General features: G+C 61.8%; 25 protein-coding genes and 1 pseudogene. 12 read left to right on the top strand and 14 right to left on the bottom strand.

Annotated features, from left to right (window positions below; translation table 11 throughout):
* The 3 genes from BB029_RS08450 to yiaY form a co-directional block, all read right to left on the bottom strand.
* Entirely contained in the window at positions 1-930 is a 930-nt protein-coding gene (locus BB029_RS08450) for a LysR family transcriptional regulator (RefSeq protein ID WP_065938856.1), read from the bottom strand.
* On the bottom strand, positions 930-1,604 hold the full coding sequence (locus tag BB029_RS08445) for an NAD(P)H-binding protein (protein WP_065938855.1): 675 nt from the start codon (positions 1,602-1,604) through the stop codon (positions 930-932). Before BB029_RS08445 ends, BB029_RS08450 begins: the two co-directional genes overlap by 1 nt.
* A gap of 108 nt (positions 1,605-1,712) precedes the next feature.
* The gene (yiaY, locus tag BB029_RS08440; protein WP_065938854.1) at positions 1,713-2,861 is read right to left on the bottom strand and encodes an L-threonine dehydrogenase; all 1,149 of its coding nucleotides are present in this window, start codon (positions 2,859-2,861) and stop codon (positions 1,713-1,715) included.
* A gap of 125 nt (positions 2,862-2,986) precedes the next feature.
* On the opposite strand from yiaY, the gene BB029_RS08435 reads away from it, so the two are divergent.
* Positions 2,987-4,003, top strand: coding sequence for a DUF4917 family protein (locus BB029_RS08435; protein ID WP_065938853.1), 1,017 nt, complete (start codon positions 2,987-2,989; stop codon positions 4,001-4,003).
* 60 nt (positions 4,004-4,063) lie between these two features.
* Here BB029_RS08435 and BB029_RS08430 read toward each other — a convergent pair whose 3' ends face one another.
* Complete coding sequence (locus BB029_RS08430; RefSeq protein WP_027604369.1) at positions 4,064-4,591, bottom strand: helix-turn-helix domain-containing protein; 528 nt, start codon at positions 4,589-4,591, stop codon at positions 4,064-4,066.
* 158 nt (positions 4,592-4,749) lie between these two features.
* Between BB029_RS08430 and BB029_RS08425 the strand changes: the two genes are divergently transcribed.
* From BB029_RS08425 to BB029_RS08400, 6 genes are all read left to right on the top strand, one after another.
* Positions 4,750-5,532, top strand: coding sequence for an aldolase (locus BB029_RS08425; RefSeq protein ID WP_065928252.1), 783 nt, complete (start codon positions 4,750-4,752; stop codon positions 5,530-5,532).
* Between the two features lie 28 nt (positions 5,533-5,560).
* Complete coding sequence (locus BB029_RS08420) at positions 5,561-6,433, top strand: dihydrodipicolinate synthase family protein (protein ID WP_065938852.1); 873 nt, start codon at positions 5,561-5,563, stop codon at positions 6,431-6,433.
* A gap of 137 nt (positions 6,434-6,570) precedes the next feature.
* The gene (locus BB029_RS08415) at positions 6,571-7,110 is read left to right on the top strand and encodes an RNA polymerase sigma factor (protein WP_065938851.1); all 540 of its coding nucleotides are present in this window, start codon (positions 6,571-6,573) and stop codon (positions 7,108-7,110) included.
* On the top strand, positions 7,107-8,075 hold the full coding sequence (locus tag BB029_RS08410) for a FecR domain-containing protein (RefSeq protein WP_065938850.1): 969 nt from the start codon (positions 7,107-7,109) through the stop codon (positions 8,073-8,075). The genes BB029_RS08415 and BB029_RS08410 overlap by 4 nt, the downstream gene beginning before the upstream one ends.
* A gap of 127 nt (positions 8,076-8,202) precedes the next feature.
* Positions 8,203-10,761 carry a TonB-dependent receptor gene (locus tag BB029_RS08405; RefSeq protein ID WP_065938849.1) on the top strand — a complete coding sequence of 853 codons (2,559 nt, stop codon included), beginning with the start codon at positions 8,203-8,205 and terminating at the stop codon, positions 10,759-10,761.
* A gap of 102 nt (positions 10,762-10,863) precedes the next feature.
* On the top strand, positions 10,864-11,778 hold the full coding sequence (locus BB029_RS08400; RefSeq protein WP_065938848.1) for a DMT family transporter: 915 nt from the start codon (positions 10,864-10,866) through the stop codon (positions 11,776-11,778).
* A 78-nt stretch (positions 11,779-11,856) separates the two neighbouring features.
* On the opposite strand, the gene BB029_RS08395 is transcribed toward BB029_RS08400, so the two are convergent.
* From BB029_RS08395 to BB029_RS08380, 4 genes and pseudogenes are all read right to left on the bottom strand, one after another.
* Complete coding sequence (locus tag BB029_RS08395) at positions 11,857-13,074, bottom strand: SAM-dependent methyltransferase (protein WP_065938847.1); 1,218 nt, start codon at positions 13,072-13,074, stop codon at positions 11,857-11,859.
* 121 nt (positions 13,075-13,195) lie between these two features.
* Positions 13,196-13,813: a TPM domain-containing protein gene (locus tag BB029_RS08390; RefSeq protein ID WP_065938846.1), complete on the bottom strand. Its 618-nt coding sequence runs from the start codon at positions 13,811-13,813 to the stop codon at positions 13,196-13,198.
* A gap of 28 nt (positions 13,814-13,841) precedes the next feature.
* Positions 13,842-14,570, bottom strand: a complete 729-nt coding sequence (locus tag BB029_RS34025; protein WP_065938845.1) for a YgcG family protein — start codon at positions 14,568-14,570, stop codon at positions 13,842-13,844.
* A gap of 18 nt (positions 14,571-14,588) precedes the next feature.
* Positions 14,589-15,199: pseudogene (locus BB029_RS08380) on the bottom strand (LemA family protein).
* Between the two features lie 238 nt (positions 15,200-15,437).
* Between BB029_RS08380 and bglX the strand changes: the two are divergent.
* Positions 15,438-17,729 (top strand): beta-glucosidase BglX, encoded by a 2,292-nt coding sequence (gene bglX / locus BB029_RS08375; protein WP_065938844.1) that lies wholly within the window; start codon positions 15,438-15,440, stop codon positions 17,727-17,729.
* A gap of 66 nt (positions 17,730-17,795) precedes the next feature.
* Here bglX and BB029_RS08370 read toward each other — a convergent pair whose 3' ends face one another.
* From BB029_RS08370 to BB029_RS08350, 5 genes are all read right to left on the bottom strand, one after another.
* Positions 17,796-18,953, bottom strand: a complete 1,158-nt coding sequence (locus tag BB029_RS08370; RefSeq protein WP_065938843.1) for a phosphatidylserine/phosphatidylglycerophosphate/cardiolipin synthase family protein — start codon at positions 18,951-18,953, stop codon at positions 17,796-17,798.
* 1 nt (position 18,954) lies between these two features.
* Positions 18,955-19,545 (bottom strand): YceI family protein, encoded by a 591-nt coding sequence (locus tag BB029_RS08365; RefSeq protein WP_065938842.1) that lies wholly within the window; start codon positions 19,543-19,545, stop codon positions 18,955-18,957.
* Positions 19,546-19,635: 90 nt separating this feature from the next.
* Positions 19,636-19,950, bottom strand: coding sequence for an amidase (locus BB029_RS08360; protein ID WP_065938841.1), 315 nt, complete (start codon positions 19,948-19,950; stop codon positions 19,636-19,638).
* A complete protein-coding gene (locus BB029_RS08355; protein WP_065938840.1) occupies positions 19,947-21,020 on the bottom strand; it encodes a serine hydrolase in 1,074 nt (357 codons plus the stop codon). The genes BB029_RS08360 and BB029_RS08355 overlap by 4 nt, the downstream gene beginning before the upstream one ends.
* 90 nt (positions 21,021-21,110) lie before the next feature.
* Positions 21,111-21,920 (bottom strand): hypothetical protein, encoded by an 810-nt coding sequence (locus BB029_RS08350; RefSeq protein WP_065938839.1) that lies wholly within the window; start codon positions 21,918-21,920, stop codon positions 21,111-21,113.
* A 299-nt stretch (positions 21,921-22,219) separates the two neighbouring features.
* Here BB029_RS08350 and olsB point away from each other — a divergent pair, with 299 nt between their 5' ends.
* Positions 22,220-22,975, top strand: coding sequence for an L-ornithine N(alpha)-acyltransferase (gene olsB, locus BB029_RS08345; RefSeq protein ID WP_027604385.1), 756 nt, complete (start codon positions 22,220-22,222; stop codon positions 22,973-22,975).
* A complete protein-coding gene (locus BB029_RS08340) occupies positions 22,975-23,766 on the top strand; it encodes a lysophospholipid acyltransferase family protein (protein ID WP_065938838.1) in 792 nt (263 codons plus the stop codon). The genes olsB and BB029_RS08340 overlap by 1 nt, the downstream gene beginning before the upstream one ends.
* 113 nt (positions 23,767-23,879) lie before the next feature.
* On the opposite strand, the gene BB029_RS08335 is transcribed toward BB029_RS08340, so the two are convergent.
* A complete protein-coding gene (locus BB029_RS08335; RefSeq protein ID WP_065938837.1) occupies positions 23,880-24,464 on the bottom strand; it encodes an ACP phosphodiesterase in 585 nt (194 codons plus the stop codon).
* A 154-nt stretch (positions 24,465-24,618) separates the two neighbouring features.
* Between BB029_RS08335 and BB029_RS08330 the strand changes: the two genes are divergently transcribed.
* Complete coding sequence (locus BB029_RS08330) at positions 24,619-24,945, top strand: helix-turn-helix transcriptional regulator (protein WP_065938836.1); 327 nt, start codon at positions 24,619-24,621, stop codon at positions 24,943-24,945.
* Positions 24,946-24,958: 13 nt separating this feature from the next.
* Entirely contained in the window at positions 24,959-26,125 is a 1,167-nt protein-coding gene (locus BB029_RS08325; protein WP_065938835.1) for an MFS transporter, read from the top strand.
* The last annotated feature ends 26 nt before the right edge of the window (positions 26,126-26,151 follow it).

The following is a 26,151-nucleotide window of genomic DNA, read 5'->3' as shown; positions in this document are numbered from 1 at the left end:
TCAGTTGGCAAGGAGCGTTCGCTGAATGCGAACGCTCAGGTAATCGAACAACAGCCGGCTCACGGGTGACAACTGCGCCTCATCGCGCACCACCAAGATCAAACTGCGGTCCGACCAGGCATCGGTCAGCGGTACGGCATGCAGGCCCAGGGCACGGCCAAACAACTCATAGGCCTTCAGCGGCAGGATGCCGATGCCCATGTTCGCCTGGACCATCCGGCACATCGCATCAAAGCCCGGCACATGAATACGCAGGCGCAGTGTCTTGCCGGCCTCGCGCGCGGCGGCGTGGGTGCGCATATTGATCGAGCTGGCGGCGTGCAGGCCCACGTAGTCACTGTCCAGGGTCTCGGCGAAGGCCAGGCTTTCGCGCGGCGCCAAGGGGTGATCCGCCGGCATCAACACCACCAGTTTGTCGTGGCGATAGGTCACGCTGGGCAGGCTCTTGGTGTCGGTATCACTGGAGCAGATCCCCAGGTCCGCCACCCCATCCAGCACGCCTTGCACCACGCCATTGCTGGGGCGCTCTTCGAGGTCGGTTTTCACTTCGGGATGCAGCTGGGAAAAATCCCGCAAGTCTTCTGGAAGAAACTGAATAATCGCCGAGAGATTGGCCAGCATCCGCACATAACCGCGAACACCGTGGCTGTGTTCGCCCAGTTCCAGGCCCATTTTTTCCACGTTGAACAGCATCTGCCGGGCATGGTGCAGCAGGGTTTCGCCGGCGGCGGTGAGGTCCATGCCCTTGGCCCGTCGCACGAACAGGCTCACCCCCAGCACCTGCTCCAGCTCCATCAAACGCTTGCTGGCTGCCGACACGGCGATGGCTTCGCGGGCGGCGGCGCGGGTCAGGGTGCCCTCTTCGAACACCGCGACGAACAGCTGCAGGGTGATCAAGTCAAGGCGACGCACCAGGCTCTTGTGCAACATCAGGCGCGCTCGGACGCCAGGCGATTGATCTCGGCCTGTTCCACCACTGGTTGCGGCGCGCCATGGCGCACCGCCGCGAGCATCGCCCGGCCGACAGTCTCCGTACTCACCACCCAGCCCGGCTTGACCCGACGCACCAACGACAGCACTGGCCCGAGCACGGAATAGAAGGCTTGATACAACGGCGTCTTCGAACGCACACCGTGCAGCGGCTGAATGATCCCGGGCCGGAACAGGTACACCGCCTTGAACGGCAGGCGCAGCAAGGCATTCTCGGTCTTGCCCTTGACCCGCGCCCACATCGACTTGCCCGCTTCGGAGCTGTCGGTACCGGCGCCGGACACGTAGATAAACGTCATCTGCGGATTAAGCCGCGCCAGGGTGCTGGCGGCGACGAGGGTCAGGTCATAAGTGAGGTGGGTGTACTTGGTTTCGTTCAGGCCGGCAGACGACACGCCGAGGCAGAAGAAACACGCATCAAACCCTTGCAGCAGGTTTTCCAGGGGTTGGAAATCCAGCATGTCGCTGTGCAACACCTGATGCAACTTGCCGTGTTCCCGGGTCAGGGGCGTGCGGCCGACGGCGACGACTTCCTGTACGTCAGCGGCCAGCAGGCACTCGCGCAGGACGCCCTGGCCGACCATGCCGGTGGCACCGAATAACAGAACTCTCATAAGGGGACCTCAGCGGCAAGCCGCAAGCTTCATGCTCAAGTTGAATGCAGTGCGAGACTCGCACCTTAACAGCTTGTAGCTTAACGCTTGCAGCTTGAGGCTGCGCCGTCAGAACGCGCTACGAAAGATCTCCTCAATCTGACGCTGATCGGCGCGCCGTGGGTTGGTCAGCCCGCACGCGTCCTTCAATGCATTGGTCGCCAGCAGCGGAATGTCCTGCAACTTGGCACCCAGTTCGCGCAGGCCGGCAGGGATTTCAACGTCCTGGGACAGGCTGCGAATGGCGGCGATGGCGGCTTGGGCGCCCTCTTCGTCAGTGGTGCCCTTGGCGTCGACACCCAGCGCGCGGCCGACATCGCTCAAGCGCTTGGCACTGACGCTGGCATTGAAGCTTTGCACATGGGGCAGCAGCACCGCGTTGCACACGCCGTGAGGCAGGTCATAGAGACCGCCGAGTTGGTGGGCCATGGCATGCACGAAACCCAGGGAGGCATTGTTGAACGCCATGCCTGCGAGGAACTGGGCATAGGCCATGTTTTCCCGCGCGGCCTTGTCGCTGCCGTTGCGTACGGCCAGGCGCAGGTTGGCGCTGATCAGTTCGATGGCCTTGATCGCGCAGGCGTCGGTGATCGGGGTGGCCGCCGTGGACACGTAGGCTTCGATGGCGTGGGTCAGGGCGTCCATGCCGGTGGCGGCGGTGAGGCCCTTGGGCATGCCGACCATCAGGCTCGGGTCGTTGACCGACAGCAGCGGCGTGACGTTGCGGTCGACGATGGCCATTTTCACGTGGCGGGTTTCGTCGGTGATGATGCAGAAACGCGTCATCTCGCTGGCGGTGCCGGCGGTGGTGTTGATCGCCACCAGGGGCATCTGCGGCTTGCTGGATTGGTCGACGCCTTCGTAGTCGCTGATATGCCCGCCGTTGGTGGCGCACAGGGCGATGCCCTTGGCACAGTCATGGGGCGAACCGCCGCCCAGGGACACCACGAAATCGCAGGCGCTCTGCTGCAGCAACGCCAGGCCTTTCTCGACGTTTTCCACATTGGGGTTGGGCTTGGCGCCGTCGTAGATCACCGAATCGATGTCCTGCATCGCCAACTTCTCGGCGATCATGCTGGCCACGCCCGCCTTGGCCAGGCCCGCGTCGGTGACGATCAGCGCTTTGCGAAAACCGTAGTTGCGAATGGCATTCATGGCTTCGTCGAGGCAGTCGGTGCCCATGATGTTGACGGCGGGAATGAAGAAGGTGCTGCTCATGGCGAATCCTCGGATGACGTGTATGCCTACAGCATCAACCTCACCTGCCTGCGGCATCTTGACCAGGATCAACGCCGGCTCGTGATAAAGTCGCCATCCAGCCGATTTCGAGTAGACCCACAGCAATGAAGGATTTCCAGGATATTGACGCCCACCTTGAAGATTGGAGCGCCCTGCGCAGCAGCACCGCCTTCAGTGGGATTCTGATCGGCAATGGCGCGAGCCGCACGATTTGGGAAGACTTTGCCTACGACTCGCTGTTCGAAAACGCACGCACCGTCGAAGAAAAACCCCTGGGCCCATCCGAGCTCAGCGTGTTCGACGCCCTGCAGACCCGCAGCTTCGAGCAGACCCTGGGGGCATTGAAAACCACCAGCCGAGTCAACAAGGCCCTGGCGGTCAGCTCGGCGGCACCGCGTAATCGCTACTACGCGATCAAGGAAGCGCTGATCAATACCATCCACGCCGTGCACATTCCGTGGCGGCTGGTGCAGCCGTCGACGCTGGCGACGATCAACCGCGAACTGGCGAACTACGCCAGCGTATTCACCACCAATTACGATCTGCTCAACTATTGGGCGATCCTGCACACGCCGGGCATCGACGACCTGTTCCGCAGCGCCGACTCGAGCTTCGACCTGCGCAACACCCACACCGATACCACGCGCGTCCTCTACCTGCACGGCGGCCTGCACCTGGTGCGCAACCTTGACGGCACCGCACGCAAATTGCCGAGCACCGACAGCACCTTGCTCAGCAGCTTTGCGATCAACAACACGATCAAGACCCTGGACGATGTACCGCTGTTTATCAACGAAGGCACGGTGCAAGAGAAGCTCAAGACCATCCGCAGCTCGGATTACCTGTCGTTCTGCTATGAACAGTTGCTGAGCCATGAGGGCGCGCTGTGCATCTTTGGCCATGACCTGGGAACGCAGGATCAACACGTGGTGGATGCAATTCGCCAGGCCCGGCCCGCGACCCTGGCGATCTCGGTATCGGGCCGCAGCGACGGGTTTATTCGCCAGCAGAAGCGGCGGTATTCGCAGTTGTTTGATGGCAGTGGCGCGGATTTGAAGTTTTTTGCCGCGCGCACGCATCCGTTGGGAGATCCGGCCCTGTCGGTACCTGTCGAACGTTGAGCCACCGGTGGGAGGGGCTTGCTCCCGCCCATACCGATCGCATTCAAACCGTCAGCGCGGTCATTCTTGCGAGCTGTGTACAACCACCAATAGCTGCGCCTGCACAGGCCCTACCGAACGCAGCCGATGCGGCTTCTGGGCATTGAAATGCAGCGCATCGCCGCGCTCCAGAATCACCCGTTCGTTCATGAAATCCACTTCTACCGCCCCTTCATGCACGAACAGGAACTCCTCTCCAAGGTGCTCCTTGAAGGTCTTGTCGGAGAATTGCGCCGGCGGGTAGATGATGAACGGCAACAAGCTGCGCTCACTGACCTGATGGGCCAGCACTGCGTAACCCGGCGCGGTGTCGGGCCGCTCATGGCTGCGCACCAGGCTGTAGCTGTCGAGGCTGACGCGGTCTTCGCTGAACAGTTCTTCGACCTTCACGTTCAACGCCTTGGCCAGTTTCAGCGCAGCGGCAATCGACGGCGTGTTGAGCCCGCGCTCGACCTTGGACAGGTAACTCTTGGTCATCCCGGATTTTTCAGCCAGGGCCTCCAAGGTTACGCCAAGTTTTTTCCTCAATAATTTCAAACGGATAGACATGTGCTGCGGTTAATCCATGCAGAAGCGATAAGCTGCGCTTGCCAATGACACTTTGTGTCATATAGCATCATTAGTGTCATTTGCCTCACCCAACGACCTTGCGAGCAGCGGGAGACCAGCAAATCCGACGTCCATTGAAGCACCCAAAGGACACCGATATGGCCAAGACATTAGCACTCCCCAAAGACCAACTGGTCAAGCAAGCGCTGGTCCAGATGCAAAACACCCTGGCGGATAATACGTGGACCGTCCGGCAAAAGCTGGCGCTCACTTGCCGAATCCTGTTCGAACACGGTCACGACTCCGGTCTCGCCGGCCAAATCACCGCGCGCGGGCCTGAACAGGGCACCTACTACACCCAGCAACTGGGCCTGGGTTTTGATGAAATCACGGCCAGCAACCTGTTGCTGGTAAACGAGGATCTTGAGGTGCTGGAAGGTCACGGCATCCCCAACCCGGCCAACCGCTTTCACAGCTGGGTGTACCGCGGGCGAGCGGATGTGAATTGCATTATTCATACGCACCCGACCCATATCGCTGCACTGTCGATGTTGGAAGTGCCGTTGCAGGTGTCCCACATGGACCTTTGCCCATTGTACGAAGACTGCGCGTTCCTGGAGGCCTGGCCGGGTGTGCCGGTGGGCAATGAAGAGGGGGAAATCATCACCGAGGCCCTGGGCGACAAGCGCGCGATCCTGCTGTCGCACCACGGCCAGTTGTCGACCGGAGCGAGTGTCGAGGAAGCCTGCGTGATCGCGCAGTTGATCGAACGCGCGGCCAAGTTGCAGTTGCTCGCCATGGCAGCCGGTGCGATCAAGCCGATCCTGCCGCAACTGGGGCGCGAAGCCCATGCCTGGATTTCCCGACCCAAGCGCCACGGCGCCGCGTTCAATTACTACGTGCGGCAGAACCTGCGCCAGCACGCCGATTGCCTGAACTGACCCGCCCTTTTTCCACCGGAGACTTTCCATGTCCAGCCCAACGATTCACGGCATCATCGGCTACACCATCACCCCGTTCAGCGCTGACGGCCAGCGCATCGACCTCGACGCCCTCGGTCGTTCCATCGACCGTTTGATCGACAGCGGCGTGCACGCCATCGCGCCTCTGGGCAGCACCGGTGAAGGTGCGTATTTGAGCGATGCCGAGTGGGACGAAGTCAGCGCCTACAGCCTGGCAAAAATCGCCCGGCGCGTGCCCACGGTGGTCAGCGTTTCCGACCTGACCACCGCCAAGGCCGTACGCCGCGCCCGCTACGCCGAAGCCAATGGCGCGGATGTGGTGATGGTGCTGCCGGCCTCGTATTGGAAGCTCAGCGAGGCGGAAATCCTCGCCCACTACGCTGCGATCGGCGACAGCATCGGCGTGCCGATCATGCTCTACAACAACCCGGCCACCAGCGGTACGGACATGTCGGTGGAGCTGATCCTGCGTATCGTCAAGCAGGTGGCAAACGTGACGATGGTCAAGGAGAGCACCGGGGACGTTCAACGCATGCATCAACTGCGGCGCCACAGCGACGTGCCGTTCTACAACGGCTGCAACCCGCTGGCCCTGGAAGCCTTTGCGGCCGGAGCCAAGGGTTGGTGCACGGCGGCACCCAACCTGATCCCGCACCTGAACCTGGCGTTGTATGCGGCGGTGCTGGCCAATGACCTGGACAAGGCGCGCGAGCTGTTTTATCGGCAGTTGCCGTTGCTGGAGTTCATCCTCAAGGGCGGGTTGCCGGCGACGATCAAGGCCGGGCTGCGCCTGACCGGGTTGGAGGCGGGCGATCCTCGTTTGCCGGTGTTTCCATTGGGTGAAGCAGGGATCGAACAACTGAAGACCTTGCTGCGGTAAAACTGCGACCTTATGTGGGAGGGGTTTGCCTCCTCCCCATATTTTAATCAGGGCCCGTCTAAAATAGAGACAAATGACAATAGTTCTCGATATCATTCACGACTTTTCCACGTCGTGCTTCGTCAAGAAGGATATCCATGTCTCGTCCCAAGCCCGACCCGGTGTCGGCCGATGCCTTTCGCGGGTTCTATGCAGATATTCTGTATTTCCTGCGCAGACGCACGGACAACGCCAGCGACGCGGCGGACATGACCCAGGACGTCTTTACCCAGTGGCTGGACTACCGCGACCGGGCCAAGGTCGAGCAGCCACGAGCATTTTTGTTCCAGATGGCACGCAACCTGCTGCGTGATCACTGGCGCAAACAGAAGGTACGGCAAACCGTCCACCCAGATCAGGCCGACAGGGACGCGGAACCGATCACCGACGAGCAAAACGACCCCATGGCCGCCGCCCAGCGCCTGCAACGCCTGGAACAGTTGAAAGAAGTCCTCGCCGAACTCTCGCCCCGCCGGCGAGAAGCCCTTATGCTGCACCGCTTCGAAGGCCTGAGCCAGGTGCAGATCGCCGAGCGCATGGGCATTTCGACGAGCATGGTGGAAAAGCACATCGCTTTTGCCCTGCTGCATTGCAAGCGACGCCTTCAAAACGACCCCGGCACGGAGCAGCCAGAATGAACCGCCTGAGCGACACCGACGGCCTGGATATCGAAGCCTGTGACGCCATCGATGCCCAAGCCGCCAGTTGGTTTGCGCGCAACCGTAACGACACAGGCCGTGCCGATCGCAAGGCCTTTGCCGCCTGGCAGGCCACGCCGGCCCATGCCCGCGCCTATGCCGAATTCGAGCAGTTGTGGGCCGACCTGGCCCAGTTGCAGCAACTGAACAAACCCGTGGCGCTGCCCAAGCGCAAAGCATCGGTATTGCGCCCGGCCCTGGCCGTAGCCGCCGCCGTGCTGTGCGCCGTATTGGCCCCCCACATCGGTGCGCCCCGCGAGTTGTATCACAGCCAGGTGGCGGCCCATGCCAAGGGCATGCGCACCCTGAACCTGCCCGATGGCAGCACCCTGTCGGTGAATGCCAACACCCGCCTGCGCGTGGACTTCAGCGCCCACCAGCGCATCGTGCACCTGGACAAGGGCCAGGTGTATATCGAAGTGGCAGCCGACAAAGAGCGGCCGCTGTTCGTTCAAGCCGGCGAGGCCAGTGTGCGGGTGGTCGGCACCGGCTTCGATGTGCGCCGCAGCCAGCAGCAACTGGTGGTCAGCGTCGCCCACGGCCAGGTTGCTTTCGAGCCGTCCGCCACAAGCCCCGTCTCTCTGCTCGGCGCCCAGCAACGCGCCATCTACAGCTACGCCAAGGGCACCTTGCAACAGCAAACCCTCGCGGCCGAAGAAGTCGCCGATTGGCGCAGCGGGCACTTGTCGTTCCGCAACCGTGAACTGGCCAGCCTGATCGATGAACTGAGCCTGTATCGCCCGCAGGCACCGTTGCAGGTCAGCAACGCGGTAGCGCACCTGAAAGTCTCGGGCAATCTGGACGTGAATGATCCGGATGCCCTGCTTAACGCCCTGCCCGCCCTGTTGCCGGTGAAAACCGTGGTCTCGGCCGATGGCATCGTGCGGATTGAACCGAGCAAGTAATCTGCGAAATTCTTATTTGAGAATATTTTGCATTCGCAGGTGTGGATTTTTTTGCCTGCCCCGTCTTCCTCCGGTCTGTATCTGATCAGCACACCTTTTTGGCCATTTGGCCGCTCCGGGGGATTCCATGTTTCGCGCGCCTTGCCACGCTTCGCACCTGTATCTTCGACCCACCCTTATCGCCACCTGCCTGGCGTTCAGCCTCGGCGCCCAGGCTGAGTCATTCACCGTGCAACTGCCCGCCCAGGCGCTGGCCACGTCCCTGAGCCAAGTAGCGCAGCAGGCGAAGATCCAGCTGTTGTTCGATGAGGAGCTGCTCAAGAACGTGCAGGCGCCGGCGCTCAACGGTGACTTCACACCGGAAGTTGCGATTCGCAGCCTGCTGAAAAACGGTGAGTTCACCCTGATCAAGGTCGGCAGCACATACGTGGTAAAGCCCGAAGAGGCCAAGACCACCCAGAGCGGCGCGATCCAGCTGGACACCCTGAGCGTGATCGGCACCGGCAATCAGGTCGACTCCAGCACCGTCGGCCGCTCCACCCTGAGCCAGGCGGATATCGATCGCTACCAGGCCAATAACATCCCCAGCCTGTTGCAGACCCTGCCCGGCGTGAGCCAGGGTGGCTCACTGAAACCCGGCGGTCAGACCATCAACATCCGTGGCTTCGGCGATGCCGAAGACGTGCCGCTGACCGTCGATGGCGCGACCAAAAGCGGTTTCGAGCGCTACCAGCAAGGCACCGTGTTTATCGAGCCGGAGTTGATCAAGAGCATCGAAGTGGAAAAAGGCCCCAACTCGCCGTTCAGCGGGAACGGCGGCTTTGGCGGTACGGTGAACATGACCACCAAGGATGCCCCGGACCTGCTCAAGGACGGTCGCAACAGCGGTGCGATGCTCAAGTACGGTTATTCCAGCAACGACCACGAACAGGTCTACAGCAGCGCCGTGTATGGCCGCACCGACGATGGTCGTTTCGATGCGCTGGCCTACCTGACAAAACGCGACGGTGACGACATGAAGGTGGCCGCCAAGCTGCCCAACGAAAACAACCAGTACCCGATCAACCCCCAACGCCTGCCCAATACGGCCCAAGATGTGGACGGCAAGCTGTTCAAGGTCAATGCGCACTTCACCGATGAACACAGCGTCGGCCTGTCCTACTCACGGTCCCACAGCAACCGCTGGACACCGTTTTCCGCCGCCAGCTACCCCACGCCACCGACTCAGGCCAACATTGATCGCTACGGCTATGAAGGAGCACTCAAGCGTTTTTTAGCCCACCGCGATACCGTCGACACCACGTGGTCGGGCAAGTATGAGTACCAGCCCCTGGACAACCCGCTGGTGGACCTGACCGTCAAATACTCCCAGTCCAACACCGACCAGACCGACGAGCGCGATGCCACGGCGTTTTTCCAGCTGGCCACCGGCGGGCGCAAGATGGACACGGCCTACACCGACAAGAACCTCGACATCCGTAACGTCAGCCTGTTTGACACGGGCCCCTTGCAGCACGCAGTGACCCTCGGCGGCCAAATTCGCAAGCACACCCGCGAAACCGAGATGTGGATGCCCGGCGCCACCTACAACACCCCACGCTACAACTACGGGCATTTCCAACCGGGCTTCATGCCGCATGGCAAGGTCGATACCAACAGCTTCTTCATCCAGGACGCGGTGACCCTGGGGGATGTGACCGTTACCCCATCGCTGCGCTACGACCACGTGCGCAACCGCGGCGAGGCCAACGATGCGCCGTACTACAGCAACCCCGACCCGGCCGTCGGCCACGACTACAGCGACCGGACCTACACCGGCTGGTCGCCGCGCCTGGCGCTGTTCTGGACGGTAACCCCCCATGTCGGGCTGTTTGCCAACTGGAGCCAGACCTGGCGCGCACCGGTGATCGACGAGCAGTACGAAGTGCAAGGCCTGGGCAGCCGCACCGCCACCAGCGTCGACCTCGACCCGGAGCGCATCACCTCGATCACCGTGGGTAACATCACCAGCTTCGATAACCTGATCGCCCAGGATGACAACCTGCAAATACGCACGACCCTGTTCCACAACAAAGTCGAGGACGAGATCTTCAAGGCTACCGGTGTGGGCTGCCAGAACCAGGCCATCAACGGCGGCAGTATTTCCACGGCCTGCCCGCCGGGGGCGATGTCCAACTATCGCAATATCGGCGGCCTGACCATCAAGGGCTTCGAGGTCGAGTCGTTCTATAACTCCACCTACCTGTTCGGCTCGGTATCGTACGCCTATGCCACCGGCCAACACGAAGGGGCCTACACCAACCCATGGGGGCCGGATGTGTCGGCACGCGATATTCCGCCGACCAAATGGGTACTGGTGTTAGGGACCAACATCCCGGCCTGGGATGCCCAGGTCGGTTGGACGGGGCAATTCGTCGGCGCCACCGACCGCCTGCCCAGCGACAAATATTCGGGCGGCCCGGGCTCCAGCGTCGGCGACTTGTTCTACGACCAGTATGGCAACAAGCGCTACAACACCCAGGGCCTGTTCGCCAAATGGAAGCCGCAGCAGGCGTACCTCAAGGGCACTGAGGTCAACTTCACCCTGGACAATATGTTCAACAACAACTTCCGTCCGGCCCTGAGCGGCGACCGTGCCTACACCAAGGGGCGCGACGCCAAGATCAGCATCACGCGCTTCTTCTGAAAACTGTACGGATAAATCCGCACCCAGCTGTAGGCCCGGAATCGGCGGGGGTTGTGGCTAGATGGGCTTCCCTTGAAGCCCTCTGGATTTCGGATCCCGCCCATGAGCTCGCGCGAAAACACCGGCATGGCCCTCGGCCTGCTGGGTGTCATCATCTTCAGCCTGACCCTGCCCTTCACCCGTATCGTGGTGCAGGAAATCCACCCGCTGCTCAACGGCCTGGGCCGTGCCTTGTTTGCGGCGATCCCGGCGGCGGCGCTGTTGCTGTGGCGCCGCGAGCGCTGGCCGACCTGGCGCCAGGTACGGGGTTTGTGCCTGGTCATTGCGGGGGTGATTCTGGGCTTCCCGGTGCTGTCGGCGTGGGCCATGCAAACCTTGCCGGCGTCCCATGGCGCACTGGTCAACGGCCTGCAACCGCTGTGCGTAGCGCTGTATGCGGCGTGGCTGTCCCATGAGCGGCCGTCGAAAGCCTTCTGGGCCTGCGCGGCGCTGGGCAGCGGGTTGGTGTTGAGTTATGCATTGATCACCGGCGCCGGCAGTATCCAGGCCGGCGATTTATTGATGCTCGGCGCAATAGCCGTGGGTGGCCTGGGCTATGCCGAAGGCGGCCGGTTGGCCAAGGAGATGGGCGGCTGGCAGGTGATCTGCTGGGCGCTGGTGCTGTCCACGCCGGTGTTGATCGGCCCGGTGTGGTACCTGGCGGCGCAGCACCAAGGCGCGGTCTCGATGCGCGCCTGGTGGGCGTTCGGCTATGTGTCGCTGTTCTCGCAGTTCCTGGGCTTCTTCGCCTGGTACGCCGGCCTGGCCATGGGCGGCATTGCGCGGGTCAGCCAGATTCAGCTGTTGCAGATCTTCTTCACCATCGCGTTTTCGGCGCTGTTCTTTGGTGAACATATCGAGCCGATTACCTGGGTGTTTGCCTGTGGGGTCATCGTCACGGTGATGCTCGGGCGCAAGACCGCGGTGCAGGCTGCGCCAGCCCCCTGTAGGAGCGAGCTTGCTCGCGAAGGTCGCTAACGATAACGCGGGAAACCTGAAAGCCTGCGGTGCTCTCAGGCTTTTCGCGAGCAAGCTCGCTCCTACAGGGGGCGGCGGTCAGATCAGGTAGCCATCCGCGCGCAGCAGGGTTTCCAGGCAGTGCTCGGAGATGTGATAGAACGCCTTCAACTCCTGGATTCTCTCCAGCAACTGCGCGTTGTCCACCGGCTCCGCACGCTTGACCGCCAGGATCATCTTGTTCTTGTTGGTGTGTTCCAGGGAGATGAACTCGAACACCTTGGTCTCGTAGCCGCACGCTTCGAGGAACAACGCACGCAAGCTGTCGGTGACCATTTCCGCCTGCTGGCCCAGGTGCAGGCCGTATTGCAGCATCGGCTTGAGCAGCGCCGGGCTCTGGATCTGCAGGCGAATCTGCTTGTGGCAGCAAGGTGAGCACATGATGATCGATGCGCCGGAACGAAGGCCGGTGTGGATCGCGTAATCGGTGGCGACGTCACAGGCATGCAGGGCGATCATCACGTCCAGTTGGCTGGGCGCCACGCTGCGCACATCACCACATTTGAACATCAGCCCCGGGTGCTCGAGGCGAGCGGCGGCGGTGTTGCACAGGGTCACCATGTCTTCGCGCAACTCGACGCCGGTGACTTCGCCTTCGGCCTTGAGGGTGTTGCGCAGGTAGTCGTGGATCGCAAACGTGAGGTAGCCCTTGCCCGAACCGAAATCGGCGACGCGCACTGGTTGGTCCAGCTTCAGCGGTGAGGAGGTCAGCGCATGGCTGAACACTTCGATGAACTTGTTGATCTGCTTCCACTTGCGCGACATCGACGGGATCAGCGCCTGCTTGGCGTCGGTCACGCCCAGGTCGGCGAGGAACGGCCGGCTCAGGTCGAGGAAGCGATGCTTCTCACGGTTATGCTCGGCCGATGGTGCCTCGCGCAGTTGCTGAGGCTTGCTCCTGAACAGCGAGCTTTTGTTCTTCTTGCTGTATTCCAACTGGGCTTCGTCGGTCAGCGACAGCAGGTGCGCGTTCTTGAACGAGCCCGGCAGCAACGCGGCAATCGCCGCCACGCCGTCGGCCAGCGCCAAGTTCTTGGTGATGTCGCGGGTCTTGTAGCGGTAGACGAAGGACAGGCACGGCTGCTCCTTGACGGTCACTGCCTTGATGATCAGCCGCTGCAACTCGGCTTCGTCACCGACGTATTTGGCCAGCACCAGCTTGATGAAGGCGTTCTGCGCAAGGCTTGTGCTCAACAGTTCGATGAACTGGGCGTGATGATCCGGCGCGGGGCTGGCAGGTTGAGCGGTAACGGACATGAACAAAAACGCCTCGGGCAGGGAATGCCGGGCATTTTAGGGGGGATGGGGGTTCAGGGCACGGGGTTATTTGATCAACGGTACTGCCCCCTCCCACATTTGATCTCCAGTGTTGGATGTTCTATTCGAGTACGACCAGGCGATTTGGCAGTTCATTCCGGGCGTGTGTCACCGGTACATGCACCTTCAACAACTCGCCACATGCCTCGATACAGGCAATAAACCCAGCCAGCGTCTGCCCCTGTTTCACCTGCTGGGTAAACGCCTTGACGATGGCATCCCAACTGCTGTTATCCAGGCGCTTGGAAATACCTTCGTCCACCAGTATCTCCACATAACGTTCCGCTTCACTGACAAAAATCAGCACCCCGGTGCTGCCCAGGGTGTGGTGCAGGTTCTGCTCCAGGAACTGCCGGCGCGCCAGGTTGGATGCGCGCCAATGGCGTACCGAGCGTGGGATCAGGCGAGTGGTCACCTTGGGCAGGCGAAACAGCAGGCACAACACAATGAACGTCGCCCATTGCGCCAGCAGCAAGGTGTACATGGTCAGGTAGCCCGACAGGTAATGCACCACGCCCGGTACCACCAAGGCGATCAGGCTGGCCCACAGCAGGGGGATGTAGGCGTAATCGTCGGCGCGGGCCGCCAGCACGGTGACCAGTTCGGCGTCGGTGTTTTTTTCGACCCGGGCAATCGCTTCGGCGACTTGGCGCTGCTCGTGTTCAGTCAGTAATGCCATGGTTGTAGTTGCTCTCTAGTTATTGTCATTACCAGCCGCCCGACGCGCCGCCGCCGCCGAAGCCACCACCGCCGCCTCGGAAACCGCCGCCACCTCCCCCGCCACCGCCGCCGCGTCCACTGCTGCTGAGGATCGCCAAAAGGATCGCGCCCACCGGCAGGCCCATGCGATTGCATAGCCACAACACACCGATCAGCAGGATGAACAGGCCGATGGAAAAGCCGGGATTATCCTTGGCAAAGTTGGCATCCGCCACATGCGCCGGCACCGCCAGCGGTTCGCCACCGACCACCTGCACCATCGCCGCCACGCCGTCGCTGATGCCCTGGCTGAAATTGCCGGCCTTGAACTTGGGCGCAATCACCTGGTTGATGATCACCCAGGCCTGCGCATCGGTGAGCACGCCTTCAAGGCCATAGCCGACTTCGATGCGCAACGTGCGCTCGTCACGGGCGACGATCAGCAACGCGCCATTGTCCTTGCCCTTCTGGCCGATGCCCCACTGGCGACCCAACTGGTAACCGTAGTCCTCGATGGGCACGCCCTGCAGGTCGGGCACCGTGACCACCACGATCTGGTCGCCACGGGTCTGCTCCAGCGTCTGCAACTGCTGGGTGATGTGCTCGCGCGTGGCCGGGTCGATCATCTGGGCGGTGTCCACCACCCGTCCGCTCAACGCCGGGAACGTCAGCGCTGCCTGGGCCACCCCCACGCAGGCCAGCATCCATAGCGCCAGGCCTATCCGTAATAAACGCATCGACACCTCAGTGCAGCCTTATTTGAACTTCACTTGCGGCGCTTTATCGGCATCGGCACTGGTGGCTTCAAAGGTGGCGCGGATCGGCAGGTCGCTGTACATCACGCTGTGCCACAGGCGACCTGGGAAGGTGCGGATCTCGGTGTTGTACGCCTGCACGGCCTGGATGAAATCGCGACGGGCCAGGCGATGCGGTTTTCGGTGCCCTCGAGCTGAGATTGCAGGGCCAGGAAGTTCTGGTTGGCCTTCAGGTCCGGGTAGCGCTCGGAGACCACCATCAAGCGGCTGAGGGCACCGCTCAAACCGTCCTGGGCCTGTTGGAACTGCTTGAGTTTTTCCGGGTTGTCCAGGGTGCTGGCATCCACCTGGATCGAGGTGGCCTTGGCCCGCGCCTCGATCACGGCGGTCAGGGTGTCCTGCTCATGGGCCGCGTAACCCTTGACCACTTCCACCAGGTTGGGGATCAGGTCGGCGCGGCGTTGGTACTGGTTCTGCACCTGGCCCCAGGCCGCCTTGGCCTGTTCGTCCAGGGTCGGGATGTTATTGATGCCGCAGCCGCTCAATACTGTGCTGATCAATAGCAAAGCCGCGGCCTTGAGGCCCCAGCGGGAATGTTGTGCTGCTTGCATGGTGTTTCTCCTGCCCAAACTGGATGGAATGTGACGACTAACCCTAAAAACCACACGCTTGGGGCATAATCCGCCACCACTGGAATGCATCGAGCCAATCAGCTACAAAGATGCCCAGCGCGATAAAGAGTTCAGAGTGTGCTGCATTTATCTGAACAACACCCGAACAACAATAGACGCTCCCCACATTTTGGCCGATCAGCCCAAGCGCTGTGCAGTGAGCCGAAAAAGGATATTCATGAAGAAGCTGTGTTTGCTCGGCCTTGTTGCCACGCTGGCCACCCACCCCGTCTGGGCAGAAACAAAGCCTGCTGCGCTTAAGGACAAGGACGCTTTCGTCAGCGACCTGCTCAAGCAGATGACCCTGGATGAAAAGATCGGCCAATTGCGCCTGATCAGCATCGGCCCGGAAATGCCCCGCGAGCTGATCCGCAAGGAAATCGCCGCCGGCCGCATCGGTGGCACGTTCAACTCCATCACCCGCCCGGAAAACCGTCCGATGCAGGACGCGGCCATGCGCAGCCGCTTGAAGATCCCGATGTTCTTCGCCTATGACGTGATCCACGGCCACCGCACGATCTTCCCGATCAGCCTGGCCCTGGCCTCCAGCTGGGACATGGACGCCATCGGCCGCTCCGGGCGCGTCGCCGCCCGGGAAGCCGCCGCCGACAGCCTCGACATCACCTTTGCACCGATGGTCGATATCTCCCGCGACCCGCGCTGGGGTCGCACGTCCGAAGGTTTCGGTGAGGACACCTATCTGGTCTCGCGGATTGCCGAAGTGATGGTCAAGGCCTTCCAAGGCGCCAGCCCCGCGAATGCCGACAGCATCATGGCCAGCGTCAAGCACTTCGCCCTCTACGGCGCAGTGGAAGGCGGACGTGACTACAACGTGGTCGACATGAGCCCGGTCAAGATGTACCAGGACTACCTGCCGCCGTACCACGCGGCGATCAAGGCCGGTTCCGGCGGCGTGATGGTGGCGCTGAACTCGATCAATGGCGTGCCCGCCACCGCCAACACCTGGCTGATGAACGACCTGCTGCGCAAGGACTGGGGCTTCAAGGGCCTGGCCGTCAGCGACCACGGGGCGATCTTCGAGCTGATCAAGCACGGCGTGGCCAAGGACGGGCGTGAAGCCGCCAAGCTGGCGATCAAGGCCGGCATCGACATGAGCATGAACGACTCGCTGTACGGCAAGGAACTGCCGGGGCTGCTCAAGTCCGGCGAGATCGAACAGAGCGACATCGACAACGCCGTGCGTGAAGTGCTCGCTGCCAAGTACGACATGGGCCTGTTCAAAGACCCGTACCTGCGCATCGGCAAGGCCGAGGATGACCCGGCCGACACTTACGCAGAGAGCCGCCTGCACCGTGCCGAGGCCCGTGATGTGGCGCGCCGCAGCCTGGTGCTGCTGAAGAACCAGAACGACGCCCTGCCGCTGAAAAAGTCCGCGACCATCGCGCTCGTGGGCCCACTGGCCAAGGCGCCGATCGACATGATGGGCAGTTGGGCGGCGGCCGGCAAGCCGGAGCAATCGGTCACGCTGCTTGACGGCATGAACGCGGTCATCGGCGAAAAAGGCAAGATCATCTACGCCCGTGGCGCCAACATCACCAACGACAAGGCGGTGGTCGACTACCTCAACTTCCTCAACTTCGATGCCCCGGAAGTGGTGGATGACACCCGCCCGGCCCAGGTGATGATCGATGAAGCGGTCAAGGCCGCCAAGGATGCCGACGTGGTGGTCGCCGCCGTGGGTGAATCCCGTGGCATGTCCCACGAATCGTCGAGCCGTACCGACCTGAATATCCCGCAGAGTCAGCGCGACCTGATCAAGGCCCTGAAAGCCACCGGCAAACCGCTGGTGCTGGTACTGATGAACGGCCGCCCGCTGTCGATCCTGGAAGAGAAACAACAAGCCGACGCGATCCTGGAGACCTGGTTCGCCGGTACCGAAGGCGGCAACGCCATCGCCGACGTGCTGTTCGGTGACTACAACCCATCGGGCAAGCTGCCGATTACCTTCCCACGCTCCGTGGGGCAGATTCCGACCTACTACAACCACCTGACCATCGGCCGGCCATTCACCCCGGGTAAGCCGGGCAACTACACCTCACAGTACTTCGATGACACCACCGGGCCGCTGTTCCCGTTTGGCTATGGCCTGAGCTACACCACCTTCAGCCTGTCGGACATGGCGCTGTCGTCCACCACCCTGAACAAGACCGGCAAGCTCGACGCCAGCGTCACGCTGAAAAACACCGGCAAGGTCGATGGCGAAACCGTGGTGCAGCTGTATATCCAGGACGTGGCGGGTTCGATGATCCGTCCGATCAAGGAGCTGAAGAACTTCCAGAAGGTCATGCTCAAGGCTGGCGAAGAGCGCACGCTGCACTTCACCATCACCGAGGACGACTTGAAGTTCTACAACACCCAGCTCAAGTTCGCCGCCGAGCCGGGGGAGTTCAATGTGCAGATCGGGCTGGATTCCCAGGACGTACAGCAGCAGACCTTCGAACTGCTCTAACGCCTGACGCGGTCAAAAAATGTGGGAGGGGCTTGCTCCCTCCCACATTTGACCTCAGTGTTCTTGCTAGCCGCGTCGATCCAGCAGGTTCACCACCAACCGATCAATCCACCCCCACACCCGCTGCTTCACCCGCCGCCACAACGGCCGCGCCTTCCACGCTTCCAGGCTGACCACCAGGCTCTGGGCAAAATCCGCGGTAAAGCTCGCCGATACCGCCTGCGTCAGCCCAGGGTCCAACGCTTCCAGGTTGGCTTCCAGGTTGAAGCGCAGATTCCAGTGATCGAAGTTGCACGAGCCGATACTCACCCAATCGTCCACCAGCGCCATCTTCAGGTGCAAAAAGCACGGCTGGTATTCAAAGATCTGCACGCCTGCACGCAACAAACGCGGGTAATAACGGTGCCCGGCGTAGCGCACGGAGGGGTGATCGGTGCGCGGGCCGGTGAGCAGCAAACGCACATCCACCCCACGCCCTGCGGCCCGACGCAATGCGCGGCGCACGCCCCAGGTGGGCAAAAAATATGGCGTGGCAAACCAGATACGTTGCTGGCTGCTGTTCAGCGCGCGGATCAGCGATTGCAGGATATCGCGGTGCTGTCGGGCGTCTGCATAGGCCACTCGGCCCAGGCCTGGCCCCGTCGCCGGCACCTTGGGCAAGCGCGGCAAACCGAAATGGGTGGCGGGCTTCCACGCACGGCGCGCGACATTGGCATGCCATTGCCGCTCGAACAGCGCCTGCCAGTCCAGCACCAGCGGGCCGTGGACCTGCACCATCACCTCATGCCAGTCGGCGGTGTCTTGCCCCGGCGTCCAGAACTCATCGGTGACGCCCGTGCCACCGACCACGGCAGTTTCCTGGTCGATCAGCAACAGCTTGCGGTGGTCGCGGTACAGGTTGCGCATCCAACGGCGCCAGCTCAGGCGATTGTAGAAACGCAGCTCCACACCGGCGTCGGTCAGGCGCTTACGCAGCCCCAGGGTAAATGCCAGGCTACCGTAGTCATCAAACAGGCAACGCACCCGCACGCCGCGCTCGGCGGCCAGCACCAGCGCCTGCACCATCGCTTCGGCGCAGGCGCCAGCCTCCACCAGATACAATTCCAACTCCACTTGCCGCTCGGCCCGGGCAATGCCCACCAGCATCTGCGGAAAAAATTGCGGGCCGTCGATCAACAACTCGAAACGGTTGGCGCTGCGCCACGGGAACACTGCGCCGCTCATGTCAGCGCGCCGTAAAGATCAGCACCGCACCCACCGGCACCGACAAACTGATCGACTTGAGACCGGCCGCTTTACGCAACATCGCCACACCCGGCGCCAGGTCGAAATCCTCCGCATGCAACACCACCGGTTCCAGGGTCACCACCTGGAAACGCCGGTCATCCAGGCGCGTGGCCAACAACTCAGCGCTGTAGGTCTGGGTCTTGCCATGCAGGGTGACGCTCAGGGGCAAGCGCAGTTCCAGTTGCGCGCCAGGCGCCAGGTCATTGATGGGTTGCAGATTGATCTGTGCGCTGATCAGCGCTTCGGGGAAAGTCTTGATTTCGAACAGCTGATTGCGCATGCGCTCGTCGCGCAGCGGGATGCCGCTGTTGACCGACTCCAGCTCTACTTCCAATTGCGCCGCGCCCTTGCTGTCGACCTTGCCGTGCAGCACCAGGAAGCGATGGACTTCAGCGATCTCGGTGTTTTTGGTGGTGACGAACGACAGGCGCGAGGACTCGTTGTCCAGGTACCAGTCGGCATGGGCGGGCACCGCGGCAGCGGCCAGCAGGGCGAAGGCCAGGGGTTTGATAACAGACGCGTTGAACATTAAGGACTCGTGGGGCGAAAAACCTGCACGAACCTTAAGCGCAATGTCACGAACGGCGCAAATCCAATGTGGGGGGTGGCTTGCGCTGTGTCAGGGATTCAGACGACAGCCCTGCCGATCCCCCAACCACCGCGCGCTGTGCGTACGCCCCAAGCCACTCGCCGTCACTTCACTGCGTTCCGGGTTATCGCTGAACGCACTGGTGGGCACGTACTGCTTCACATAACCCCGGCAGTAGTCGGCTGGATTGTTCGCCACATAGCGGCACGAGCAGTACTCCTTGGCGGTATACGCCGCGATGATATCGGGGAAGGCTTGCAGGTTGACGCGCTCGTGCCAAACCCAACCAGACAGGGCAAGCAGCAGCACGAGAAACAGGCTGGTGAACGGCCGACGACGGATCATGGTTGCACCGCCGCGAGCACACGCTTGAGCAGTTCGTTGTGGCGGTAGCTGACGTCGCGATCATCGCCATAGCGCACGATCACCAGGTGTTCGTCGGGCATCACGTACAGCGCCTGGCCCCAATGACCGAGGGCGGCGAAGGTGTCGGCGGGGGCGTCGGGCCAGGGCCTCGGGGCGCCTTGGTTGAGCCACCATTGGCCACCGGGGACGGCTTCGTCCTGGCCGGCGGTGTATTTGTCGAAGGGTTGGCGGTTGAACGCCACCCAGTCCTTGGGCAGCAATTGTTGATCCCCCCAGCGCCCGTCGCGGGCCATCAGCAGGCCGACACGCGCCAGGTCACGCGCGGTGAGGAACGCATAGGACGAGGCGACAAAGGTTTCGTCGGCATCGGTTTCCCAGGTGGCGTTGTGAATGCCCAGCGGCTTGAACAGCGCGTCCCAGGGGTAACTCATGTACGCCTTGTGCCCGAGCATGCCCTTGAGCGCGGCGGACAGGATATTGCTGTCGCCGCTGGAATAACGAAAGGCCTGGCCCGGTGCGCTGAAGGACTCAGTGCTGGCAGCGAACTCGGCCATATCGGCGCGGCCACGGGTGTAAAGCATCGCCACCACCGAGGACTTCAGCGGCGCGTATTCATAGTCTTCCTGCCAGTCCAGGCCCGAGGCCCAGTGCAGCAGGTCGGCCATGGTCACCTTGGGGTGCTGTTTCATCGGCGGGTAAAAGCGTGCCGCAGGGTCGGTCAGTTTGAAACGGTTTTCGCCGTAGGCCACGCCGAGCACGGTAGCCATCAGGCTTTTGCTGATGGACCAGGTCAGATGCGGCGTGCTGGCCGTGGTCGGCGCGGCGTAGCGTTCATAGATGACCACACCGTCGCGGATCACCAGCAGCGCGTCGGTGCGAATGCCTTGGCGGGCAATGTCGTCACGGGGCGGGAATGCGTAGGCGTCAAGGGCTTCGACGGCGGGCCCTGCGAGCGGCGTGCCCTTGGCCCACTCCTTGTCAGGCCAGGTTTCAGCGCAGGCGGTAACGGTGACGAACAGCAGGGCAACGCACAGCAGGCCTCTGACCATGGACGCAGACTCAAGGGGCATTCAAGCCCGCGAGGCTAGCCGAGGCTAATGATGGTTTTGTGACAACCCGCCCTGACAAGCGTCGCACGCTTATGATTTCTTGAATGCATAGGCGTAAATATCCTCCCCAGTCGGGGATGGACCGCCGCGCAGCCCCCAACGCTCCTCTTTACCCCCCACGCTCACAGAGCTATGACTGCCGTTTTTAACACCACTGGAAAAAGCCCCTAGACGCCCATTAAGCAAGTCCTCGGGCGGTACCATTTCAATCATGCTCCCCAAGCCAAGCCGCGCAAGCGCCAAAGGAAGGGCGTCAGGGCGATTCAAGACCTGCAGCGCTTCGCCAAATCCCACATTTCTGTTCTGTTCTTTGGATAATTTCTGTTGCTCAACCTTGGCCATAACCGTACTTATCACGTTCGCCGAGGTGATTGCCCGTGGATCCGTCCCCTTCAACTTCATGGCCATCGCCGTCATTTCCAGCTCAGCCTGGGTCACGTAAGCCGTTTCGTTATTTCTTAACGTAACCTGGAAACCACCCGGTACTTCTCGTACCTCTTTGAATACGTCGGTTGGCTGCTCGCCAAACTGCATCATCGCCATCTTTATCGCCGCAACGGACACACAGTTGTCCTGATTCCACTGGCTGAAAGCGCTCCAGATGTCCTCGGGCTTTTTCCCGGGATCACGATTATCTGGCTTGTATACAAACAGGTGCATGCCCGACGCCACGACCTTGTTGTTGACGGGTTCGCCGTAAGACCGGCCATCCTGCCTGCGGATGCCGCTGTACCGTTCGCTAATGACTTGCACCTGCGGCGGCTCAGAACCCAGACTTTTTTCATGATTATCAATTTCCCACCAGGCGGGCGCGTTATTCGAAACGGGCGAAATCGGCATAGTGCCCCTACCTCCAGAGCGCAAGGCTTAACAAACGTCCAACGGCATAAGGAGCCCATCTGCCCTCACATCCAGAGCCTATGTGGCGGCACGGGTAATCCGGTTCCCTCTGATCGGTCATCCTTTCTCCAAATCAAAAGTAGGAAAAATGTCGAACGACCGCTCCTGTGCAGCTCTATCAAAACGCCTGTCATCCAAGCGTCACCATAACTTCATGGAGATGACACCGGGGCTACATAGCCTGACTTTGGACAACAAAGTCGACCGGCCGAAACGTGGCTGGCACTCGGAGATTCGCCATGACTCAGATCGCCCGCATCAGCGACACCGGCAATGAACGCCGTCTGCAAGCCGAACGCCTGGTTGGCGCCAAGGCTTTGCAGGAAGCCCAGGCCCTGCGTTTCAACGTCTTCAGCGGCGAGTTCAACGCCAAGCTCAAAGGCGCGGAACACGGCCTGGACATGGATGACTATGATGTTCACTGCAGCCACATCGGCGTGCGGGACTTGAACAGCGGTCGACTCGTCGCCACCACCCGCTTGCTCGACCACCAGGCCGCCAGCACCCTGGGCCGGTTCTACAGCGAAGAAGAATTCAGCCTGCATGGCCTGCTGCATCTGCAGGGCCCGATCCTGGAAATCGGCCGCACCTGCGTCGACCCTGCCTACCGCAACGGTGGCACCATCGCCGTGTTGTGGGGCGAGTTGGCCGAAGTGCTCAACCAGGGCGGCTACAGCTACCTGATGGGCTGCGCGAGCATCCCGATGCACGACGGCGGCATCCAGGCCCACGCGATCATGCAGCGCCTGCGCGAACGTTACCTGTGCAACGAACACCTGCGCGCCGAACCGAAAAAACCGCTGCCGGCGCTGGACCTGCCGACCAACGTAATCGCCGAGATGCCGCCACTGCTCAAGGCCTATATGCGCCTGGGTGCGAAGATCTGCGGCGAACCGTGCTGGGATGAGGATTTCCAGGTCGCCGACGTGTTCATCCTGCTTAAGCGCGATGAGCTATGCCCGCGCTATGCGCGCCACTTCAAGGCGGCCATGTGATGAGCCGCCTGCGCGTGTACGGACGCATTGCCCGGGTGCTGGTGGTAGTGGCGCTGGGCTTGAGCATGGCCAGTGTGTTTGGCGTGTTCGAACGCTTGGGCGTGGCCAACTCGATGGTGCGGCGCCAACGCTGGTCGCGGTTCTTCATGGCGCGGCTGACCAACGCCCTGCCCTTTCGCGTGACAGTGCTCGGCGAGTTGCCGACCCAGCCCATGCTGTGGGTGAGCAACCACGTGTCCTGGACCGATATTCCGTTGCTGGGCGCAGTGGCGCCGATGTCGTTTTTGTCCAAGGCCGAAGTGCGCACCTGGCCGGTGGCCGGCTGGTTGGCGGCGAAGGCCGGTAGCTTGTTTATCCGTCGCGGTTCGGGTGACAGCCAGTTGATCCGCAAGCAGATGACCCGCCATCTGGAACAACAGCACCCGCTGCTGATGTTCCCCGAAGGCACCACCACCGACGGCCGCAGCCTGCGCACCTTCCACGGGCGCTTGCTGGCCAGTGCGATTGACGCGGACGTGTCGTTGCAACCGGTGGCCATCCGTTATCTGCGCGATGGGCAGGTCGACCCGCTGGCACCGTTCATTGGCGATGACGATTTGCTCTCGCACCTGATGCGCTTGTTCGGCAATGACCAGGGCGATGTGGAAATCCATGTGCTCAAACCGATTGCCTGCGCCGGGCAGGAACGTGCGGCGCTGGCGTTCCAGGCGCAGCAGGCGGTGCAGAAGGCGTTGTTTGGGCCGGTGCCGGAGACTGAACAAGTAGCGGCGCGACCAGCCTTTGCCGCGTGATATGAGCTAGACACTGCTCCAAATGTGGGAGGGGGCTTGCCCCCGATAGCGGTGGGTCAGCTATAGATAAGCTGACTGGAAGTCTGCTATCGGGGGCAAGCCCCCTCCCGCATTTAGCTTCGTGTTGTCAGGTGGTTATGCGCGAAGGCTTGCAGTTCGGGGTAGAAGATCCGGAAGTCTTCACTCAACGGCTCATACAACTCACGCAATTCCTGCATCGCAAACCCTAATTCCTGAGGTTGTGTGAGCCGCCGCGAAATCCCGCGCAACACCGGCTCCATCACCGCAAACTCGCGGTACGACCCCAACCAGTCATCCGCGGCCATATACGGCGCTATCTGCGCCAGCCGCCCCGGCAACTGCGGTTCGGCCGCCAGCACGCGGTACACCTGCGAGGTGAAGTGCTCCAGGGGCTGGTCGGCGTACAGCGCCCAATCCCGCGCCAGGCAGTGATCGAAAAACACATCAAGGACAATCCCGGCATAGCGCCGGCGGGTCAGGCTGAAGCGCGACAACGCCTCGCCCACCAACGGGTGGCTGTCGGTGAAGCGGTCGATCGAGCGATGCAACTGGATCGCCGCTTCGATTGGCGGGCTGAACTGGCCCTGCAGGCGGCCTTTGACAAAGTCGCCGTACAGGCTGCCCAGCAGTTGCGCAGGAAGTTGGCCGCCCAGGTGCAGATGTGCGAGATAATTCATGCCGCGCAGTCTAGCACTGGCGCCAACGTATCGTTATAACCCGATATACCGATTCAGCCTGAGCTCAGAGCAAAATCATATTGGTATATCGGGATATAACGATTTAAAGTTCGCCTCATCGCGATATAACGCTTTACGACACCGAGCACCTGCCATGTCCATCGACCTCGACGAAATAATAAAAGCCCTGGCGCACCCAGTACGACGAGACATCCTCACCTGGCTGAAAGACCCGAAAGTGCAGTTCCCCGAGCAATTGCACAACCACGAATACGGCATCTGTGCCGGGCAGATCGACCAGCGCTGCGGCTTGTCCCAGTCGACCGTGTCGGCCCACCTGGCCACCTTGCAACGGGCGGGATTGATCAGCAGTCAGAAGGCCGGACAGTGGCACTTTTTCAAGCGCAATGAGGAAGTGATCCAAGCCTTCCTCGCGGCGCTTACCACTGAACTCAGCGCTGAAATCAGCGCGACGTTGTAACAAGGAAACGATAATGCCCCTCTCGCTACTCATCCTGGCCCTGAGCGCCTTCGCCATCGGCACCACCGAGTTCGTGATCATGGGCCTGCTGCCCGATGTGGCGGCGGACCTCGGCGTGTCGATTCCCGGCGCCGGCTGGCTGGTCACCGGCTATGCCCTGGGCGTGGCCATCGGTGCGCCATTTATGGCACTGGCCACCGCCAGGTTGCCCCGCAAGGCAGCCCTGGTAGCGTTGATGGGCATCTTCATTATCGGCAACCTGCTCTGCGCCCTGGCCAGTGACTACAACGTGCTGATGGTTGCCCGTGTGATCACCGCGCTGTGCCACGGTGCGTTCTTCGGCATCGGTTCGGTGGTCGCCGCCAACCTGGTGCCGGCCAACAAGCGTGCTTCGGCCGTGGCCCTGATGTTCACCGGTTTGACCCTGGCCAACGTGCTTGGTGTACCACTGGGCACTGCGCTGGGCCAGGAAGCCGGCTGGCGCTCGACCTTCTGGGCAGTGACGGTGATTGGCGTGGTGGCGCTGATCGGCCTGATCCGCTTCCTGCCGGCCAAGCGTGACGAAGAAAAACTCGACATGCGCGCCGAACTGGCCGCGCTCAAGGGTGCCGGCATCTGGTTGTCGCTGAGCATGACCGCGCTGTTCGCCGCGTCCATGTTCACCCTCTTCACCTATGTTGCGCCGCTGCTCGGCGATGTCACTGGCGTGTCGCCCAAAGGCGTGACCTGGACCCTGCTGCTGATCGGCCTGGGCCTCACCGTGGGCAATATCATCGGCGGCAAGCTGGCGGACAAACGCCTGGCAGCCACCCTGATCGGCGTGTTTATCAGTATGGCGGTGGTGTCCACCGCGCTGACCTGGACCAGCATCGCCGTGATCCCGACCGAGATCACCCTGTTCCTCTGGGCCACCGCTTCGTTTGCCGCCGTACCTGCGCTGCAGATCAACGTGGTGACCTTCGGCAAGGCCGCGCCGAACCTGGTATCCACCCTGAACATCGGCGCCTTCAACATCGGCAACGCCCTCGGCGCCTGGGTGGGCGGCAGCGTGATTGCCCACGGTTTCGGCCTGAGCAGCGTGCCTCTGGCGGCAGCGGCCCTGGCGATCCTGGCGCTGCTGGTGACCCTGATTACTTTCCGTCAGGGCGGCGATGCCGACCTGGCCCCTGCGACCCACTGATCAACTTCAAAGAGAAGGGTGTTTTT

Origin of the sequence: Pseudomonas sp. S3E12 (assembly GCF_001702295.1) — a bacterium.
Taxonomy (GTDB): Bacteria; Pseudomonadota; Gammaproteobacteria; order Pseudomonadales; family Pseudomonadaceae; genus Aquipseudomonas; species Aquipseudomonas marginalis.
Note: the sequence above shows the minus strand (reverse complement) of the source record. Positions and strands in the feature narration are given on the sequence as shown.

Excerpts from the sequence above, each read along its gene's own strand:
- BB029_RS08450 (WP_065938856.1), bottom strand. The coding sequence starts at position 930 with ATGTTGCACAAGAGCCTGGTGCGTCGCCTTGACTTGATCACCCTGCAG.
- BB029_RS08445 (WP_065938855.1), bottom strand. The coding sequence starts at position 1,604 with ATGAGAGTTCTGTTATTCGGTGCCACCGGCATGGTCGGCCAGGGCGTC.
- yiaY (WP_065938854.1), bottom strand. The coding sequence starts at position 2,861 with ATGAGCAGCACCTTCTTCATTCCCGCCGTCAACATCATGGGCACCGAC.
- BB029_RS08435 (WP_065938853.1), top strand. The coding sequence starts at position 2,987 with ATGAAGGATTTCCAGGATATTGACGCCCACCTTGAAGATTGGAGCGCC.
- BB029_RS08430 (WP_027604369.1), bottom strand. The coding sequence starts at position 4,591 with ATGTCTATCCGTTTGAAATTATTGAGGAAAAAACTTGGCGTAACCTTG.
- BB029_RS08425 (WP_065928252.1), top strand. The coding sequence starts at position 4,750 with ATGGCCAAGACATTAGCACTCCCCAAAGACCAACTGGTCAAGCAAGCG.
- BB029_RS08420 (WP_065938852.1), top strand. The coding sequence starts at position 5,561 with ATGTCCAGCCCAACGATTCACGGCATCATCGGCTACACCATCACCCCG.
- BB029_RS08415 (WP_065938851.1), top strand. The coding sequence starts at position 6,571 with ATGTCTCGTCCCAAGCCCGACCCGGTGTCGGCCGATGCCTTTCGCGGG.
- BB029_RS08410 (WP_065938850.1), top strand. The coding sequence starts at position 7,107 with ATGAACCGCCTGAGCGACACCGACGGCCTGGATATCGAAGCCTGTGAC.
- BB029_RS08405 (WP_065938849.1), top strand. The coding sequence starts at position 8,203 with ATGTTTCGCGCGCCTTGCCACGCTTCGCACCTGTATCTTCGACCCACC.
- BB029_RS08400 (WP_065938848.1), top strand. The coding sequence starts at position 10,864 with ATGAGCTCGCGCGAAAACACCGGCATGGCCCTCGGCCTGCTGGGTGTC.
- BB029_RS08395 (WP_065938847.1), bottom strand. The coding sequence starts at position 13,074 with ATGTCCGTTACCGCTCAACCTGCCAGCCCCGCGCCGGATCATCACGCC.
- BB029_RS08390 (WP_065938846.1), bottom strand. The coding sequence starts at position 13,813 with ATGGCATTACTGACTGAACACGAGCAGCGCCAAGTCGCCGAAGCGATT.
- BB029_RS34025 (WP_065938845.1), bottom strand. The coding sequence starts at position 14,570 with ATGCGTTTATTACGGATAGGCCTGGCGCTATGGATGCTGGCCTGCGTG.
- bglX (WP_065938844.1), top strand. The coding sequence starts at position 15,438 with ATGAAGAAGCTGTGTTTGCTCGGCCTTGTTGCCACGCTGGCCACCCAC.
- BB029_RS08370 (WP_065938843.1), bottom strand. The coding sequence starts at position 18,953 with ATGAGCGGCGCAGTGTTCCCGTGGCGCAGCGCCAACCGTTTCGAGTTG.
- BB029_RS08365 (WP_065938842.1), bottom strand. The coding sequence starts at position 19,545 with ATGTTCAACGCGTCTGTTATCAAACCCCTGGCCTTCGCCCTGCTGGCC.
- BB029_RS08360 (WP_065938841.1), bottom strand. The coding sequence starts at position 19,950 with ATGATCCGTCGTCGGCCGTTCACCAGCCTGTTTCTCGTGCTGCTGCTT.
- BB029_RS08355 (WP_065938840.1), bottom strand. The coding sequence starts at position 21,020 with ATGGTCAGAGGCCTGCTGTGCGTTGCCCTGCTGTTCGTCACCGTTACC.
- BB029_RS08350 (WP_065938839.1), bottom strand. The coding sequence starts at position 21,920 with ATGCCGATTTCGCCCGTTTCGAATAACGCGCCCGCCTGGTGGGAAATT.
- olsB (WP_027604385.1), top strand. The coding sequence starts at position 22,220 with ATGACTCAGATCGCCCGCATCAGCGACACCGGCAATGAACGCCGTCTG.
- BB029_RS08340 (WP_065938838.1), top strand. The coding sequence starts at position 22,975 with ATGAGCCGCCTGCGCGTGTACGGACGCATTGCCCGGGTGCTGGTGGTA.
- BB029_RS08335 (WP_065938837.1), bottom strand. The coding sequence starts at position 24,464 with ATGAATTATCTCGCACATCTGCACCTGGGCGGCCAACTTCCTGCGCAA.
- BB029_RS08330 (WP_065938836.1), top strand. The coding sequence starts at position 24,619 with ATGTCCATCGACCTCGACGAAATAATAAAAGCCCTGGCGCACCCAGTA.
- BB029_RS08325 (WP_065938835.1), top strand. The coding sequence starts at position 24,959 with ATGCCCCTCTCGCTACTCATCCTGGCCCTGAGCGCCTTCGCCATCGGC.